The following is a 15,321-nucleotide window of genomic DNA, read 5'->3' as shown; positions in this document are numbered from 1 at the left end:
GATATCATATGGCATGACTTCTGGCTGACGGGCGCGTCTATCGAAAGCTGAACATCATTGACGAATACACCAACGAGGGGCTGATGATCCGTGTCGATCGCAAGTTCAACTCAACCGATGCGCTGAATGCATTGACTGACCTGTTCATCCTCCGCGGCCCGCCGGAATACATAAGAACCGACAATGGGCCGGAATTTTTCGCCCAGAAGGTGCGAGGGGTGGATCGCAGCTGTCGGGGCGAAGACGGCTTACATCGAACCGGAATCACCCTAGGAGAACGGCTATTGCGAATGCTTCAACGCCCGGTTCCGGGATGAGCTGCTCAACGGTGAAATCTTCTACAGCCTAAGGAAGGCGCAAATCCTGATTGAGCAATGTCGTGTCCACTATCACACCGTCAGGCCGCACAGCGCGTTGGGCTACCGCCGGCCTGCGCCCGAAATAATCGTCCCGATAGACCAGAGGCCCAGGGTGCAGTAACAAACAAACCGGACCACCCGATAGGGGCACGCCGCCGAAGGCGCTGAAGGCGGCTATGCTGACCCTTTTTGAATATCCTGCCGAACACAATGTGGGCCACTTGTACAAAGCCAAACCCGGTTTGGCGGCGCATTACAAATCCTGTGATCCGACCAACTCTTTCAATCCGGGGGTCGGGAAGATGTCCAAGGCGTGAACCTACCGGTGACAATGTCAGATGGGACTTGGGCGCATGTGATAGGCATCCAGCAGAGCTTTGCCGTTTTCATAGAACGCAGTTTCGCCAACCAGTTCTGTTACACCGTAGCGATCCAACTCGGCTTTCACGTCTGGCTCGACCAGCGTGAAAACCAGCCGTATCCCCTTGGATTGCAGGAAATTGGCGATACTGCGCAACGTGAACCCGGCTGTGAAATCGACAACGTCAATTGCCGAGGCGTCGATGCAGAACCATGTCAGTTTTCCGTCTGCGTTCTGAACGATTGTTGTGACTTCCTCGGTGAATATCTGCATGTTCGCGTAGTACATGCCGTGGGAAAACCGGTAGATTACCAGACCGGGCTCGAATTGGTTTGGTGCTTCCAATCCCTTTGAACGCCAGCCACCGGACTCGGTACGCAATACTACCGAATTCTTTGGGTGGTATCCCCGGCGTGTGTGGTCGACCAAAGACAGGACCATGGCAAAAATGACGCCTTGCTCGACACCAACCAGAACAACCACGGTGGCGGTTGCCGTGGCAACCCAGAACTCGGACCGGGCCTGCCTGTAAATTGTTGCCATTCCGTGCAGGTCGATCAGCTTGAGACCGATCAGGAAAACGATGGCCGAAAGTGCTGCTGTGGGAAGATAGGCTAAAGGCTTGGTCAGAAACAGGATAACCAACAGGACTATTACCACTGTTGTCAGTTGCGCCACTTGGCTGCGCCCTCCGGCGCTGGCGACCATCTCGGTCTTTGTGGGGCTGCCATTGACCACGAATGTCCCCGTGAATGCGGCTCCGAAGTTCGCAAGACCCAGTCCGATCAGGTCCGTGTTTTCGTTGAAAGTCTCATCATATCTCGAGGCGTATGCCCGTGATGTTGCGGCGCTTTGTGCCAGAATAACAACGAAGATGGACAAGGCCGTGGGGAGCAATTGTTTGAACAAGGTCCAGCTCCACTGCACGTCCGGGATCGAGAACGAGGGCAAACCGCCGACAACCTCTCCCAACACCGAGATTCCGGAAATGTTGAATGAAAAGGCCCAACTGCACAGGATCACCCCGACAATGGCAACCAATGGCCCCGGGATTTTGCGCGACAGTCTTGTGCATCCCAGGACAATGCCTAACACGGCTGATGAGACGATCACGGTTGGCCAGTTGACGTTGGATATGTTGAAGTAAACGTCCTTCAACCTTGCAAGTGTTCCGTGCCCAGCGGATTCGATGCCCAACAATCCGGGGATTTGACCCGTTGCAACCTGAATGCCCACGCCGGTCAGAAAGCCGACCAATACCGTTCTGGACAGAAAATCAGCCAGAAACCCCAGCCCGATGACACGCGCGGCAATCAAAAGCATGGCAGCCATAAGCGCCAGCAAGGACGCCAGTGCCAGATACTCAGACGTTCCGGACATCGCCAAGCCCGCCAGTCCCGAGGCGGTGATGGCTGCTGTCGCCGAATCGGCACCGACAACAAGGTGTCGGGACGATCCGAACAGCGCAAACAGAGCCATGGGAATCAGGATCGTATACAGCCCGGACATGACCGGAGTGCCGGCGATTTTGGTGTAACCCATGACTTCGGGGATCGCGAGGCAGGCAAAACTCAGACCAGCCAGCATTTCCGCCGGAAGGCGCGCGCGGTCAACAGGCAGAATGCCCTGCAGGATTTGCAGACGCGCCGCTCTCTGATTTCTGTCCTGTTTTTTCATGGGTTACCCTATACCCATTCAACCAGCGAACCGAATGTTCGAACCGTCGGGCTATCTTACAGGCAAATTATCACAGGTAAATTGTGTGGTCTGACGTGCCTCTTTTTCCAGTTTTTCAGTTATTTTCGCCGAACTACGGGAATCCCCCAATTTCGCAAACTGCCGATCAGGGGTAAACATGACCTACCGTACTTACCACACACAAACACGGTATTTACTTTCCCCGATGAGGGGCTGGTCACACCCCCTCGGCCGGCCCCTCTTAACTTTTTGGGGTTTGCGAAAGCCCAAGTCATTCGTTTTATGACTCGTGTCGAGTGAACTTACTTAGTTTTGGATCAATTTGGTCACGAGTGTCGGCAGTGTTTCGGACGCACTGTAAGCAACGGTGTGCGGTATATTGGCCACCGGGGTTTTGCGGTACCCTTCCGTGAACAGCAGAAACGGTATCCTGGCGTTTACAGCTGTTTCTGCGTCGACCTCGCTGTCACCCACATACAAGCGTGTGCCCGAGGTCCCAAGTGCTTTGAAGCTTTCCAGCAGGTGGCCCGGATCCGGTTTGCGAATTGGCAATGTATCACCGCCGAAAACAACGTCGAAGAACCGGGATAAGTTGAGCGCCTCCAGCACGTGACGTGCGGGTGCTTCGGGTTTGTTGGTGCAGATACCAAGAACGCAACCCATCTGTTTCAGTGTTTCCAGGGCCTCCAGAACCCCGGGATAAGGCACTGTCGTTGCACTGACCGCCGCATTGTAATGCTTCAGTGTCTGTTGGGTCAGTTCCGCGTGGCGATCCATGGGCAAATCACAGTGTCGCATCAAACGCTCGACCAGTTTGGGAAGGCCATTGCCAACAAACCCTCTGATCACATCAATGGGCACAGGATCGTGACCCAGACCGTTCAGCGTTTTATTGGCCGCTGCTGCCAGGTCCCCGACGCTGTCGACCAACGTTCCATCCAGATCAAAAACAACTGCTGCGGTCACGTTTTGCTTGCCTTTCAATACCCGCCCCAAGTCTTAACCCGTCGTTTTCAGGGGCGCAATCGGCTCAATGACGCCTGATTTGAAACAGCGCTTGACATTCCTTACTAAAATAATCAGATTTAATGACAGGAACGGAAAGCCAACCCTCTCGGGTCAGCCAGATAAAACGAAACGCAACAGGTATGGCACCATGCCGACTCGCTCTGGAGATGCCCCGATGAACGTACAGAACCCGACCTCAACCCAAGGTTATGCTGTCTCGATGCTGCCTGCGCACAAGGCCGAGGATTTGACCAAAGGTGGCCACCTGGCCCATATCGAGTTGGGTGACCAATTGTATACCCTGCGCATCACCCGTGCAGGTAAACTGATCCTGACGAAATGAGCGCGCATTCATTGCGCGGCGGTGCCGCGGTCGGCCGTCTGGCGGATCTTGATCCAGTCGAAGCGGGTGCGGTGATGTATCTGCGGATGTGGAGCCAGGGTGAAAGCGGTCGCGCTGATATCGCGAGCGATTTTTGCATAGCGCTGGGATCAGATTATGGGCGTGCCGCCATGCTGACGCTGGATCGTCTGTGTTCGCTTTGCGCAACGCATTGTCGACGCCCGCTAATCAGGCACGGTCTGGGGTGTGCATGTCTGGGCGCGGATGAGAATTGTTTTGCCCAAATGGTTGCCGCCGCATCCGAAGGGGCACGCGAAGACGCGATGATGATGGCGTCACTGATCGTGCGCCCGGATTTTGCGCCTGCTCTGGCATCCCTGTCGGAGGAACTGGGCCTGACGCTCCGGCGTATGACGACGGGAAATGCGATTCCGACGACAGGCCACGATACCCGCACTGCCGTTTTGCATTGACTGTGCTTGCAGGACGGTCAAACCCCGGCAAAGCGCCGGGGTCAATCCTTCAGCAGCACCCGCATCCCGCGTGGTGATGGTCGTGACCGCAAACCGGAGCAGGAGAGAAGTCACCGACCTCGGACAGCACGTCCCTTAGCGCCCACAGGATCATGTCCACATCCTCGGCCTCAATCGTCAGCGGTGGGCGGATTTTCAGGATGTTGTCCTTTGGTCCCTCACTGCCGATCAGAATTCGGTGATCACGCATCCGATTTTTGACATAGCTGCAAATCTCGGTTCCTTCGGTTCCGTCGGGATTGATCAGCTCAACACCCAGAAACAGTCCCATGCCCCGTACATCGCCAACGCAACCAAAGTCGGCTTCGATCTGGCGCAGCCCGATTTTCAGGCGGTCACCCATCTGACGCGCATTGTCCTGCAGGCCTTCATCATCGACGATGTCCAATACTTCCTTGCCGATCCGGCAAGACAGCGTCGATCCGCCAAAGGTCGAGAAGAATTCGATCCCGTTATTGAAGCTGTCGGCAATCGCCCGCGTCGTCACCAGCACACCCAGAGGGTGCCCGTTACCAATGGGTTTACCCATCACCACAATATCAGGAAGCGCGCCCTGATGTTCAAATCCAAAGTAATACTCACCCAGGCGACCCAGACCGGTCTGTACCTCATCTGCTATGCAGACACCCCCGGCGGCACGGATTTTTTCATAAACCGCAGGCAGGTAACCTTTGGGCGGAATGATTTGTCCACCGACAGACGGGAAAGTTTCGGCGATGAACCCGGCCAGACCCTGACCCCGGTCCTGCAAGGCAGCAATGGCCGGGTCCACAAGATCAGCAAATTTCTGCGCCCGATCCGCATCGTCACGCTTGAACGAACCGCGATAGTCGTCTGCAACTTCAACCAGTTCAACCCAGTCGGCTTTCCCGATGCCGCCCGGTTTGTTGAACTTGTAAGCCGATATCGCCACAGCCGCATTCGTATTGCCGTGATAGCCATGGTCTGGTGTCACGATCCCCTTGGCCCCGGTATGGGCACGGGCAAGCCGCAGGGCCAGTTCGTTGGCTTCAGTTCCGGAATTGACGAAGAAGCAGACCTCGAAGTGATCGGGCAGTTTGGACAGGATCTTGTCAGCAAAAGCTGTCTGTGCCGGATGCAGGTAGCGGGTATTTGAGTTCATCCGCTTCAACTGATCCGCCGCCACTGCCTGAATACGGGGATGCGCATGACCCACATGAGGGACGTTGTTATAGGCGTCCAGATAGGGGCGGCCCCATTCGTCAAACAGGTGATGTTTCCACCCGCGTACCAGCATGACAGGGTCATCATAAGTCAGCGACAGGTTGCCACCAAAGTGATCGCGGCGGCCTTGCAGGATCGCCTGCTTGTCGGTGGGTTGGTAGAACACCTTGTCATCCGGCAGGTTCAGCAAGGCCGCCGGGTTCGGGCAAACTGCGTGCCATAGCTCCATCTCATCCGGGTCGCCGACACCGGGCCAATCCGCTTCCATGCCATTGGTTGTCAGCGCCAGCTGGAAATGCACATGCGGGGCCCATCCGCCATTCTGGCTGGCGTCGCCCAATCGGGCAAACGCTGCCCCTTGTGCCACCGGATCACCGGGTTTCAACCGGTCACAGCATTCCGGGTCCAGATGACCGTAGAGTGTATAGAACGGATCGCCCTCGGGCGTTCCATGGTGCAGGATTATCACCGCACCGTAATCGAGGTGATGATCTCGGTTCTCGACCACTTCGACCCGCCCGCTCATTGGTGCGTGCAGCACCGTCCCTGCGGGTGCAAACACATCCACCGCCAGATGCACTGTTCGCCGGTCCGAGGCTTTCCATGGCCCTTTGCGAAATCCTGGCTCGGCATAAATCAGGCGGGGTTCGTTGTAATAGCCCAGCCACAGCCCTTCGCCGTATTCTTCACCAACATGTGCGGCCTCGGCCAATGGCATGTGGAAAGGGTTCTGGGGCCACACACAATTTTCAACCGACAACGACCCCATAGGAACATCGCTTAGGTCCTGACCGAACAGTTGGGAAAACCGGCCGCGATGTTCTTGCAGATACGCATGGATGCGTTCTGCGCCGTCCACGACCGGCAGCCCGCACGCTGCCCGAAGACGCGCAGACATCAGTCCGCCGTTGACGGATGCATTCTCAAGAAACCGCCACGCAGGTGCCTGCGAGATTGTCACATATGGATCGTCCGGGTTTTCGACCGCCATCAGGGTCGAGTTGAGGACAGATACTGCCAGTCGCATCCGCAGCAGAGGCCAGATCAGGTCGATCTCCTCGGCTTGCAGTCGGTTTGCGGCATGGTACCCCCGTATGAGAGCAGTTAATGCCCGCTCGGGTCTGGCATGATCTAGCACCACATAGGCCCCGGCGATTGCAAGGTCACAGACGCGCGGTGCTGCACACATGTCACCCAGATCAATCAGGCCGGAAACCCGCCTCCGCTCGCCCAATTCGCCTTCAACCAGAACGTTATAATCATTGGCGTCGTTGTGAATGGCCTGTTTCGGCAGGCCCTCAAGCCTATCCGTGATCGCCGTGAATTCGTTGCAGATATCCCGAAGCAACGCCCGACGCGCGGGATCGCTGATGGCGCCCAGCTTGTCATTGATCCAACTCGCTTGCGTCAGGTCCCATTTGAAATCTGGGCGGTGCAAAGCTTCATGCTGAAACCCCTCCAGCGCGCGATCTGTTGCGCCCACAACACGACCCAATTTCAGGATCAGCTCTTCGGATTTCGGGTTCGCTTGTGCATAGCAAAGCCCGGGCAGGCGTTCCTGCAACCACACCAGCCGCGATTTCCCTTCGGAATCGGAAAGTTCCGGCAACATTGCGCCGTTCAACGCCGGGAACACCTTTGGAAACGGCAACCCGGGAGCTTCCGAGGCGATATGCGCAAGTGCCTCGATCTGAAGATCTACCAGACCCGCATCGCACCCCGCGCGCATGACTTTCAGCACATAGTCCTGGCCATTTGTGGCCTGCGCCAGAAAGTTCAGATCATATTCGCCATCCAGCCGGGTCAACCGTGCGTCCAGCCCCCAGTTTTGGCGCAGCGCGTCCGCCCAGAAGTTCACCAAGTCGCTCATGTCTTTCTCCGTCCCGCTCATCCGGGATCCTCTTCATCTGGCCGAAAATATCCTCGGGGGTGAATTGGCCCAAAGGGACAAGAGGGGGCAGACAGCCCCCCGACCCCTCAATCCAAGGCACGCAAACGTTTGAACAGCGATGAGGTATCCCACCGCCCGCCGCCCAGTTTCTGCACGTCCTTGTAGAACTGATCGACCAGAGCGGTCACCGGCAGAGACGCGCCGGTTTCATTGGCCGTATCCAGACAAATCCCCAGATCCTTGCGCATCCAGTCGACAGCAAAGCCATGTTCGAACTGATCATTCAGCATGGTTTCATACCGGTTTGACATCTGCCAGCTGCCAGCCGCACCCTGGCTGATCACCTCAACAACGGCCTTCCCGTCCAGGCCCGCTTTTTCGGCAAAGTGCAAAGCTTCGCTGAGACCCTGAACCAGACCGGCAATCGCGATCTGGTTGCACATCTTGGTCATCTGGCCCGCGCCGCTGGCTCCGAGTCGACGGCAGATTTTGGAATAGACATTCATCACCGGCTCAGCTGCATCATAAGCTGCCTGATCACCGCCACACATTATCGAGAGAACGCCGTTTTCAGCACCCGCCTGACCGCCCGAAACGGGGGCATCCACAAAAGCGATACCCTCAGATTGGCCAGCCGCATAAAGTTCGCGCGTGACCTTTGCCGAAACTGTCGTGTGGTCGACAAAAATGGCCCCGTCGGACATGCCCTGAAACGCGCCGCCCTCGCCGGTGCAAACCGCGCGAAGGTCGTCGTCATTACCGACGCAGGCCATGACAAACTCAGCACCCGTGACGGCGTCTTCCGGAGTGGTCGCCATCGCGCCGCCATGCTGCGCGACCCAGGCCTCGGCCTTGGTGGTCGTGCGGTTGTAAACGGTGACGTCATGGCCTGCGGCTTGCAGATGTCCGGCCATGGGATAGCCCATGACACCAAGGCCAAGGAACGCGACTTTTGCCATTTTGTGATCCTCTCCGCTGTTCGGTCGGCTTTAGCGAAACAGGCCTGACCGAAATCTCTGGCGAAGACAAAGCAAAGCTGCGCCCAAAGGGCAACCCCAAGTCAGCCTTTCCCGCCCAGATCTCGCAGGATTGGGCAATCGGGCCGGTCGTCCCCCGCGCAGGCCTCGATCAGATGGCTCAGCGTATCGCGCATGGCGTTCAGGTCAGCGATCTTGGTTTCAATCTGAACAAGATGATCGCGTGCAACCTGTTTCACGTCGGCACTGGCACGGGTTTCATCTTCGTAGAGTGCCAGCAGGGTCCGGCAATCCTCGATGGTGAACCCAAGCGCCCGGGCGCGGCCCAGAAAGTTCAGCTTGTGCACGTCCTGGTCGCGAAACCGGCGATAGCCATTGTCGTCGCGCATTGGTTTGATCAGGTTGATGTCCTCATAATACCGGATCGTCTTGGCGGGCAGGCCGGTGCGCGTGGAAACATCTCCGATATTCATGCGCGCACCTCTTTGGTGGCCGTACCTGAGGTTTCCGGCACGCTAGCGCGAATACGGCGCAGGCGCAGCGCATTCGAGACCACAAAAACGCTCGACAGTGCCATTGCACCAGCTGCCAGTGCTGGGGACAGAAGATAGCCGCCAAACGGGTACAGCGCACCGGCAGCCACCGGTATCAGAAGGACATTGTATCCGAAGGCCCAGCCCAAATTCTGGCGAATATTCCTCATTGTCCGGCGGCTGATCTCGGTCGCATTCGCGACGCCCCGCAAATCACCGGACATGAGGACAACGTCGGCTGTTTCGATGGCCACATCCGTGCCGGTTCCGATGGCGATGCCGATATCAGCCGCCGCCAGAGCGGGGGCGTCGTTGATCCCGTCACCGACAAAGGCCAGCACTCCGAACCGGTCCCGTAAGGCCGTGATTGCGTCTACCTTGCCATCAGGCAGTACCTCGGCAGTGACATGATCAATCCCCAGCCGGTCGGCCAGAGCCCGCGCCGTGCGTGCGTTGTCACCCGTGATCATGGCCACGGTCAAACCCATCTGGTGCAACCGTTCCAGCGCTTCCACTGTGCCGGGTTTGATCGGGTCGGAAACGGACAAAGTGGCCGCTGCCTGCCCATCCAGAGCGACGAACAGAGGGGTTGCTCCCTGTGCGGCACGGGCTTCTGCCTCATCCGCCAGGGCTCCAAGGGTGATCCCACGCTGCTGCATCAACCGGTGCGACCCGATCAACACGTCGCGGCCTTCAACCAACCCTTGCAGGCCAAGCCCGGTAAGCGAACGGACATCCGATACCTCTGGCAGTGTCGCGGGCCCCGCGCGGGTGATGGCGGATGCGATCGGGTGTTCCGACCGTGCCTCAAGGGCAGCGGTCAGCCGCAGAACCTCCTCCCGGTCAAACCCCTTTGCCGTAGTCACGCTGTCCAGTTCGGGGCGCCCCAGCGTCAGGGTTCCGGTCTTGTCCAACGCAATGACGCGCGCCTGCTGAAGCTGTTGCAACGCATCCCCCTTGCGGAACAAAACCCCGAGTTCTGCCGCACGCCCGGTGCCCACCATGATCGAGGTTGGGGTCGCCAACCCCATAGCGCAGGGGCAGGCGATGATCAGAACTGAAACACCTGCGACAAGCGCCAGGGGAAGGGCCGGGCTGGGGCCGAAGATCAGCCAGAGCGCGACGGTGATCACCGCAACAGCGATGACCGCAGGAACAAAGCGATAGGTAATCCGATCCACCAACCCCTGGATCGGCAGCTTCGCGCCCTGCGCCTGCTGCACCATTCGAATGATCTGTGCCAGAGCCGTGTCGCCGCCGACGCGGGTAGCGCTTACCCGTAAAGCGCCGGTGCCATTCACGGTGCCGCCGACAACAGGCGCGCCTGCCGACTTGCCAACAGGCACTGGTTCGCCCGTGATCATGCTTTCATCGACGTAAGAGGTGCCTTCAAGCACTTCGGCATCCACCGGTACACGCTCGCCGGGGCGGATGTGCAGGATATCTCCGACAACAATTTCGGCGATTGGCCGGTCCTGTATCTGTCCATCCAGTTCGACCCGCGCGGTTTTTGGTTGCAAACCCACCAGTTTTCGGATCGCAGCACCTGTTTTGCCTTTGGCGCGCGCCTCCATCAACCGGCCGAGAAGGATCAGAACCACGATCACCGCGGCCGCTTCGAAATAGACATTGGCTGTACCTTGCGGCAGCAGGCCGGGCGCGAATGTGGCCGTGACCGAATACAGATAAGCCGCGCCGGTCCCAAGCGCTACCAACGCGTTCATGTCCGGCGTGCCCTGCAACAGCGACGGGATACCTTTGCGGTAAAACACACGGCCCGGTCCGATCAGCAAAGCCGAGGTCAGGGCAAACTGAATCAAATGGCTCGTCTGCGTTCCAATGGTCGCCTGTATCCAACGGTGGAAGGCGGGGATCATGTGCCCGCCCATCTCAAGAATGAATACGGGCAGGGCCAGTGCTGCTGCCAGTATTGTGGAACGGACCAGCCGCTGAATTTCATCGTCTTCCCGGCTTTCTGGTTCCGCAACGCCTTGGATACGCGCGGGGTATCCAATTCCGGTAACAACCTGAGCCAGCGCCTCGGGCGTCGTTGCAGCTGTGGCGTAAGTCACCGTAGCCGTCCGAGTTGCCAGATTGACCTGTGCTTCAATTACGCCAGCGGTGGATGCCAACGCACGCTCGATCTTACCAACGCAGGATGCGCAGCTCATGCCCTCGATGCTCAGATCCGCTTGACTTGTTTCAGCCGGATAGCCGGCTGCATCCAGCGCCGATGTCAGGGCCGAAACCGGCCCGTCAAATTCCACCTGCGCCGTCTTGGTCGCGAAATTGACCGAGGCCGCATCAACACCAGATACATTACGCAGCGCAGCCTCGACACGGCCCACACAGGACGCGCATCCCATGCCGGTGACTTTCAGTTCTGTCAGTGCTTTTTGCGCCATGCGACTCATCCCACGTGGTTTTCTGCCCTCCAGATGGGGGTTCCAGTGACGGGAAGGTCAAGGGGGTCGCGGCAAAATTCTACGATCCCGGCCCGCGCATGTTGTTCTCCATTAAGCGCTGATACAGGCGTGGTGACAGACGGTTGAGCCACCACGATATGTGTGCAACGCGACCGACCGGGATCATGGGCTGCGATTTGTCCAGTCCGCGCAGGATTGCCATGGCGGCACTCTCGGGGCTCATTTCGTCCATTCCGTCCTTGGCCGATCCGGGACGCGCGGTTCCATCGGGTTGCTCCATTGCGTTGCCGGGGTTGGTGGCCACAAAAGACGGCGCTGCAATCTGAACCTGAACGCCATGTGGCTTTTCTTCGGATCGAAGCGATTTGAAAAAACCCTCAAGCGCGTGTTTTGAGGCTGCATAAGCCGTGCGATGGCAGAGCGGAGCGAAACCAGCCACCGACGAGATCGCCAGATGTGTTCCCTTTGACGCGCGGAGAGGCTGCAAAAATACGCGAGCCATCTCAATGGCTGCAAAATAGTTGATATCAAACAGTGCACGGTGACTGGCCGTGTCGGACTGGTCAAACCCCCGAATTTGCGTAACCCCGGCGTTGTAGATGACCAGATCAATGCTGTCGCTTGACGTGATCGCCCTTTGAGCTGCGTTGGCAAGCTGTTCGGGGTCAGTCAGATCACAGGCAATTGGCAGTTGGTTCGGTTCTGTTTGCAGACCGGACACATCAAGATCCAACAGCACCACCCGCCACCCACGGGCTTGCAGTGCACGGCTTAGAGCCTGTCCCAAACCGCCCGCACCGCCAGAGATGACCGCGGTTTTCATAACCCGGCCTGCCGTTGCCACAGCGCAAAAACCTCGGCGCTGGATTTTTCGGGCGTATAGCCGAATTCAGATTTCAGGGCGGAATTATCCAGAACTGGCCGATATTGAAGGAACCGTACCTGTTCCGGCCCATAGCGAGATAAACCCAGTGGGCGAGCCAAGGCTAGGGCCGCTTTCAGCACCCAGGGGGGGAGGCGCAGAACCGGTTTTCCCATGGCGCGCGCCAAGTCGTTCACACCCATCGTGCCGTCACCGGCGACGTTGTAAATCCCGGCTGGTCCGTCGGTTGCTGCGCGCTGAAGGATGCGTGCCAGGTCCCGGGTCCAGATAAAGACAAACGGGCTTTCGCTGCCGGACACCGCCAGCAACCGGGGCTTTCGAAACAGGGCGGTGATCTGGTTCTCGGTTCCGGCTCCCAGAACCGTACCCACACGCAGGACAACCTGCTCAAGATCGGGGGCGGTGCTGCGGGCTTCGGCCAAAATCTCTTCGACCTGACGCTTGTGATCTGAATAAGGAAACTCGGGGTTGCCGCGCAATGGATCGCCTTCGCGCAACGGCACAGGATTGTCTGCATGATAGCCATAAGCGGCACCGGAAGATGTGACGACCAATCTGCGCACCCCGTTTGCGATGGCGGCATTCACCACTTTTCGCGTGCCTTCGACATCGACAGCATAGGCTGCGGCGCGCCCCATCTTTGGCGGCGGCGTTACGACTGAAGCCAAATGCACAATCACATCCGGATTCACCTTGGCAATCGCACGTGCAGGAGCGTCGGTTGTAACATCCATGGACAAAAATGAGGCGTCTTCCGGCAGGTTATCCGGGCGTTTCAGATCGGTTGCAAAGACCTCGTGCCCAACAAGTTCGGGCAACAGCGCTTGCCCGACCATCCCGGCAGCGCCGGTAATCAGGATGCGGGTCATCGCGCGGCCTCGGTTCGTGCCATGACCGAAGCCAAAGCCAGGCCCGAAATAGCGTGCCATACTCCCCAGAATGCAGCGACCACGGCCATGCCGCCAAGACCGTTGAAGAATGCAAAGATCAGGACGAGCCCAAGCCCGGAGTTCTGAATGCCGGTCTCAATGGTGATGGCGCGGCGATCGAAGGGGGACAGCCCGGTCAGAGTGGCCACAACCCAACCGCCCCCCAGCGCCAGGGCATTGTGAAGGATTACAAGCCCGGCAACAGCCCCGGCAAACCCAAGGAAAAACCCCCAGTTGGCAGCCAGAGCAAGTACGATAAACCCAGCAAAGATACCCATCGACAGAAGTTGCAGCGGTGCGCGCAACCGTGCCGTCAAGGCGGGGAGGCGTTGATTCAGCGTAATTCCCAGAACCAGCGGCAGGATCAGCATCAGACCGACCAGGATTGCGATCTGCATTGGGTCGATCTGGGTCTGTTGCAGGATTGCGCGGGTCGGTGGGTAAAGCCCACCCCAAAGCGCAATATTGAAAGGTGTCATGAAGATCGCACAGATGGTGGCGAAGGCTGTCATCGACACCGAAAGCGCTGCATTCCCGCCCGCGCGGTGGGTGATGAAGTTCGAGATATTGCCCCCTGGGCAGGCCGCGACAAGGATCAGGCCAAGCGCAATTGACGGTTGCGGTGCTGCAATCCACACCATCACAAAGGTCAGCGCAGGCAGGACGACGAGTTGTGAAAACAATCCGACAACCACTGGTTTGGGTGCGCGCCTTAAACGGTCAAAATCCCGAGGCGTAAGGTCGATGGCAATCGAGAACATCACGATTGCCAGAATAGCATTCAACAGCGTCAGAGACGCCGGACTGAAATTCAGTGTGATCTGGTCAATACCACTCATGCGGCGGCCTTCCCCAGCCGGTCGATCCAGCCGGTGACAGCCTTTCTGTAGGTATTCTTGTCCACGTAATAGGCCATGCGGGGCAGGTCGATATAGTTCATGCCTCCGGTGGCGCGCGTATAACCTTTTTGCTTTTCTGCGTGCAGATCGGCTGCCACGGGGCAGCCGTGTCGAAGCCCCTTGATGTAGCGCGCCACCATCTCGGCCTGCTCGTGCCTGCCCTGCCAGCCCAGGCCCGTGGCCTCGACCATGCCCAGCACGAACAGATCGTCCCGTTCGGGATGTATCGTGTTCAGATACAGATGCGGGGCGTCGCCCTGCCAGTTCAGCAGGCCCTTGTCGATAAACGGGTAATGCAGTTTGTATCCGGTCGCGGCGAGGATCATGTCATAGTCGTCGCAGGAGCCGTCCTTGAAATGCACGGTGTGGCCCTCCAGCCGGTCGATATCCGGGCGGATGCTCAGATCGCCATGGCCTGCGTGATACAGGACCAGCGAATTCACCACGGGGTGGCTTTCGTACAGCTTGTAATCCGGTTTGGGAAAGCCGTATTTCTGTGGATCGCCGACAAACCAGCCAAGGATCAGGCTGTCGACCTTACGCTTCAGCCACATCGGCAGACGGATCTTTCCACCTATTGTGTCAGCGGGTTTGCCAAAGACGTATTTCGGGACGAAATAATACCCGCGCCGCATCGACAGATCGCAGCGTTTCGCGTGGTGGATGGCGTCGACGGCGATGTCACAGCCGGAGTTGCCTGCGCCCACGACCAGCACACGCTTGCCGTCGAATTGGCTTGGGTACCGATATTGCGAGGCATGGATCAACTCGCCGTCAAATGTACCCGGAAAGCTGGGTACATTCGGTTCCGACAGGGTACCGTTCGCAATGAGTACGCCGGCATATTCGGCCTGATGGTCGCCATCTTGGTCTCGCCAGCACACGCGCCAACCGTCACCCGGATTGCCCAGCGGAGCGACCTGAGTGACTTCCGCATTGAATTTGTAACCCTCTCGCAACCCGAAACGGTCCGCAAATGCGCGGAAATAGTCGCGCATCGCCCGGTGCGAGGGGTACTCGGCAACCGCGTCATCCATGGGGAAATCCGTAAACTCGGTCATGCGCTTGGACGAGATCAGGTGCGCCGACTCGTACATGGTTGATCTTGGAGCATCGATGTCCCACAGACCGCCCACATCCGAATGCAATTCAAACCCCTGAAATGCGATTCCCTGTTCTTTCAGCACCTTGGCCGCGGCCAAACCCATTGGCCCCGCCCCAATCAGGGCGAATGTGTCGCGCGTTTCTGTCATGAACCCTCCCAAAGTTCGTGAGGTTTAAATTGAACGAACGTCC

At 58.2% G+C, this 15,321-nt stretch carries 11 protein-coding genes and 3 pseudogenes; 4 read left to right on the top strand and 10 right to left on the bottom strand.

Going from position 1 to position 15,321, the window contains the following annotated elements:
- Positions 1 to 26: 26 nt before the first annotated feature.
- Positions 27 to 480: pseudogene (locus ACR0DS_RS02900) on the top strand (integrase core domain-containing protein); the annotation flags it as partial.
- 22 nt (positions 481 to 502) lie between these two features.
- Positions 503 to 676, top strand: a pseudogene (locus tag ACR0DS_RS02895) (D-lactate dehydrogenase); the annotation flags it as partial.
- Between the two features lie 17 nt (positions 677 to 693).
- Here ACR0DS_RS02895 and ACR0DS_RS02890 read toward each other — a convergent pair.
- Together ACR0DS_RS02890 and gph are read right to left on the bottom strand one after the other, a co-directional pair.
- Complete coding sequence (locus ACR0DS_RS02890; protein WP_480482162.1) at positions 694 to 2,397, bottom strand: SulP family inorganic anion transporter; 1,704 nt, start codon at positions 2,395 to 2,397, stop codon at positions 694 to 696.
- A 327-nt stretch (positions 2,398 to 2,724) separates the two neighbouring features.
- Complete coding sequence (gene gph / locus ACR0DS_RS02885; protein ID WP_480557742.1) at positions 2,725 to 3,384, bottom strand: phosphoglycolate phosphatase; 660 nt, start codon at positions 3,382 to 3,384, stop codon at positions 2,725 to 2,727.
- Between the two features lie 217 nt (positions 3,385 to 3,601).
- Here gph and hemP point away from each other — a divergent pair, with 217 nt between their 5' ends.
- Both hemP and ACR0DS_RS02875 read left to right on the top strand, forming a co-directional pair.
- The gene (hemP, locus tag ACR0DS_RS02880; RefSeq protein ID WP_480557740.1) at positions 3,602 to 3,769 is read left to right on the top strand and encodes a hemin uptake protein HemP; all 168 of its coding nucleotides are present in this window, start codon (positions 3,602 to 3,604) and stop codon (positions 3,767 to 3,769) included.
- On the top strand, positions 3,766 to 4,242 hold the full coding sequence (locus ACR0DS_RS02875) for a hypothetical protein (protein ID WP_480475589.1): 477 nt from the start codon (positions 3,766 to 3,768) through the stop codon (positions 4,240 to 4,242). The genes hemP and ACR0DS_RS02875 overlap by 4 nt, the downstream gene beginning before the upstream one ends.
- Positions 4,243 to 4,291: 49 nt before the next feature.
- Here ACR0DS_RS02875 and ACR0DS_RS02870 read toward each other — a convergent pair whose 3' ends face one another.
- The 8 genes and pseudogenes from ACR0DS_RS02870 to ACR0DS_RS02835 all read right to left on the bottom strand — a co-directional run bounded on the left by ACR0DS_RS02870 (position 4,292) and on the right by ACR0DS_RS02835 (position 15,278).
- Positions 4,292 to 7,357, bottom strand: coding sequence for an aminotransferase class III-fold pyridoxal phosphate-dependent enzyme (locus ACR0DS_RS02870; protein ID WP_480557738.1), 3,066 nt, complete (start codon positions 7,355 to 7,357; stop codon positions 4,292 to 4,294).
- A 107-nt stretch (positions 7,358 to 7,464) separates the two neighbouring features.
- Positions 7,465 to 8,343: pseudogene (locus tag ACR0DS_RS02865) on the bottom strand (NAD(P)-dependent oxidoreductase); the annotation flags it as partial.
- 95 nt (positions 8,344 to 8,438) lie between these two features.
- On the bottom strand, positions 8,439 to 8,828 hold the full coding sequence (gene cueR, locus ACR0DS_RS02860) for a Cu(I)-responsive transcriptional regulator (RefSeq protein WP_480557736.1): 390 nt from the start codon (positions 8,826 to 8,828) through the stop codon (positions 8,439 to 8,441).
- A complete protein-coding gene (locus ACR0DS_RS02855) occupies positions 8,825 to 11,293 on the bottom strand; it encodes a heavy metal translocating P-type ATPase (protein ID WP_480557734.1) in 2,469 nt (822 codons plus the stop codon). The genes cueR and ACR0DS_RS02855 overlap by 4 nt, the downstream gene beginning before the upstream one ends.
- A 79-nt stretch (positions 11,294 to 11,372) precedes the next feature.
- The gene (locus tag ACR0DS_RS02850; RefSeq protein WP_480557732.1) at positions 11,373 to 12,137 is read right to left on the bottom strand and encodes an SDR family NAD(P)-dependent oxidoreductase; all 765 of its coding nucleotides are present in this window, start codon (positions 12,135 to 12,137) and stop codon (positions 11,373 to 11,375) included.
- On the bottom strand, positions 12,134 to 13,066 hold the full coding sequence (locus ACR0DS_RS02845) for an SDR family oxidoreductase (protein ID WP_480616674.1): 933 nt from the start codon (positions 13,064 to 13,066) through the stop codon (positions 12,134 to 12,136). The genes ACR0DS_RS02850 and ACR0DS_RS02845 overlap by 4 nt, the downstream gene beginning before the upstream one ends.
- Positions 13,063 to 13,965: a bile acid:sodium symporter family protein gene (locus ACR0DS_RS02840; RefSeq protein WP_480482148.1), complete on the bottom strand. Its 903-nt coding sequence runs from the start codon at positions 13,963 to 13,965 to the stop codon at positions 13,063 to 13,065. The genes ACR0DS_RS02845 and ACR0DS_RS02840 overlap by 4 nt, the downstream gene beginning before the upstream one ends.
- Positions 13,962 to 15,278 (bottom strand): flavin-containing monooxygenase, encoded by a 1,317-nt coding sequence (locus ACR0DS_RS02835; RefSeq protein WP_480487653.1) that lies wholly within the window; start codon positions 15,276 to 15,278, stop codon positions 13,962 to 13,964. The genes ACR0DS_RS02840 and ACR0DS_RS02835 overlap by 4 nt, the downstream gene beginning before the upstream one ends.
- Between the last annotated feature and the right edge of the window lie 43 nt (positions 15,279 to 15,321).

This window comes from Ruegeria sp. AF5 (genome assembly GCF_056541905.1).
This window is presented reverse-complemented; position numbering and strand designations above follow the sequence as displayed.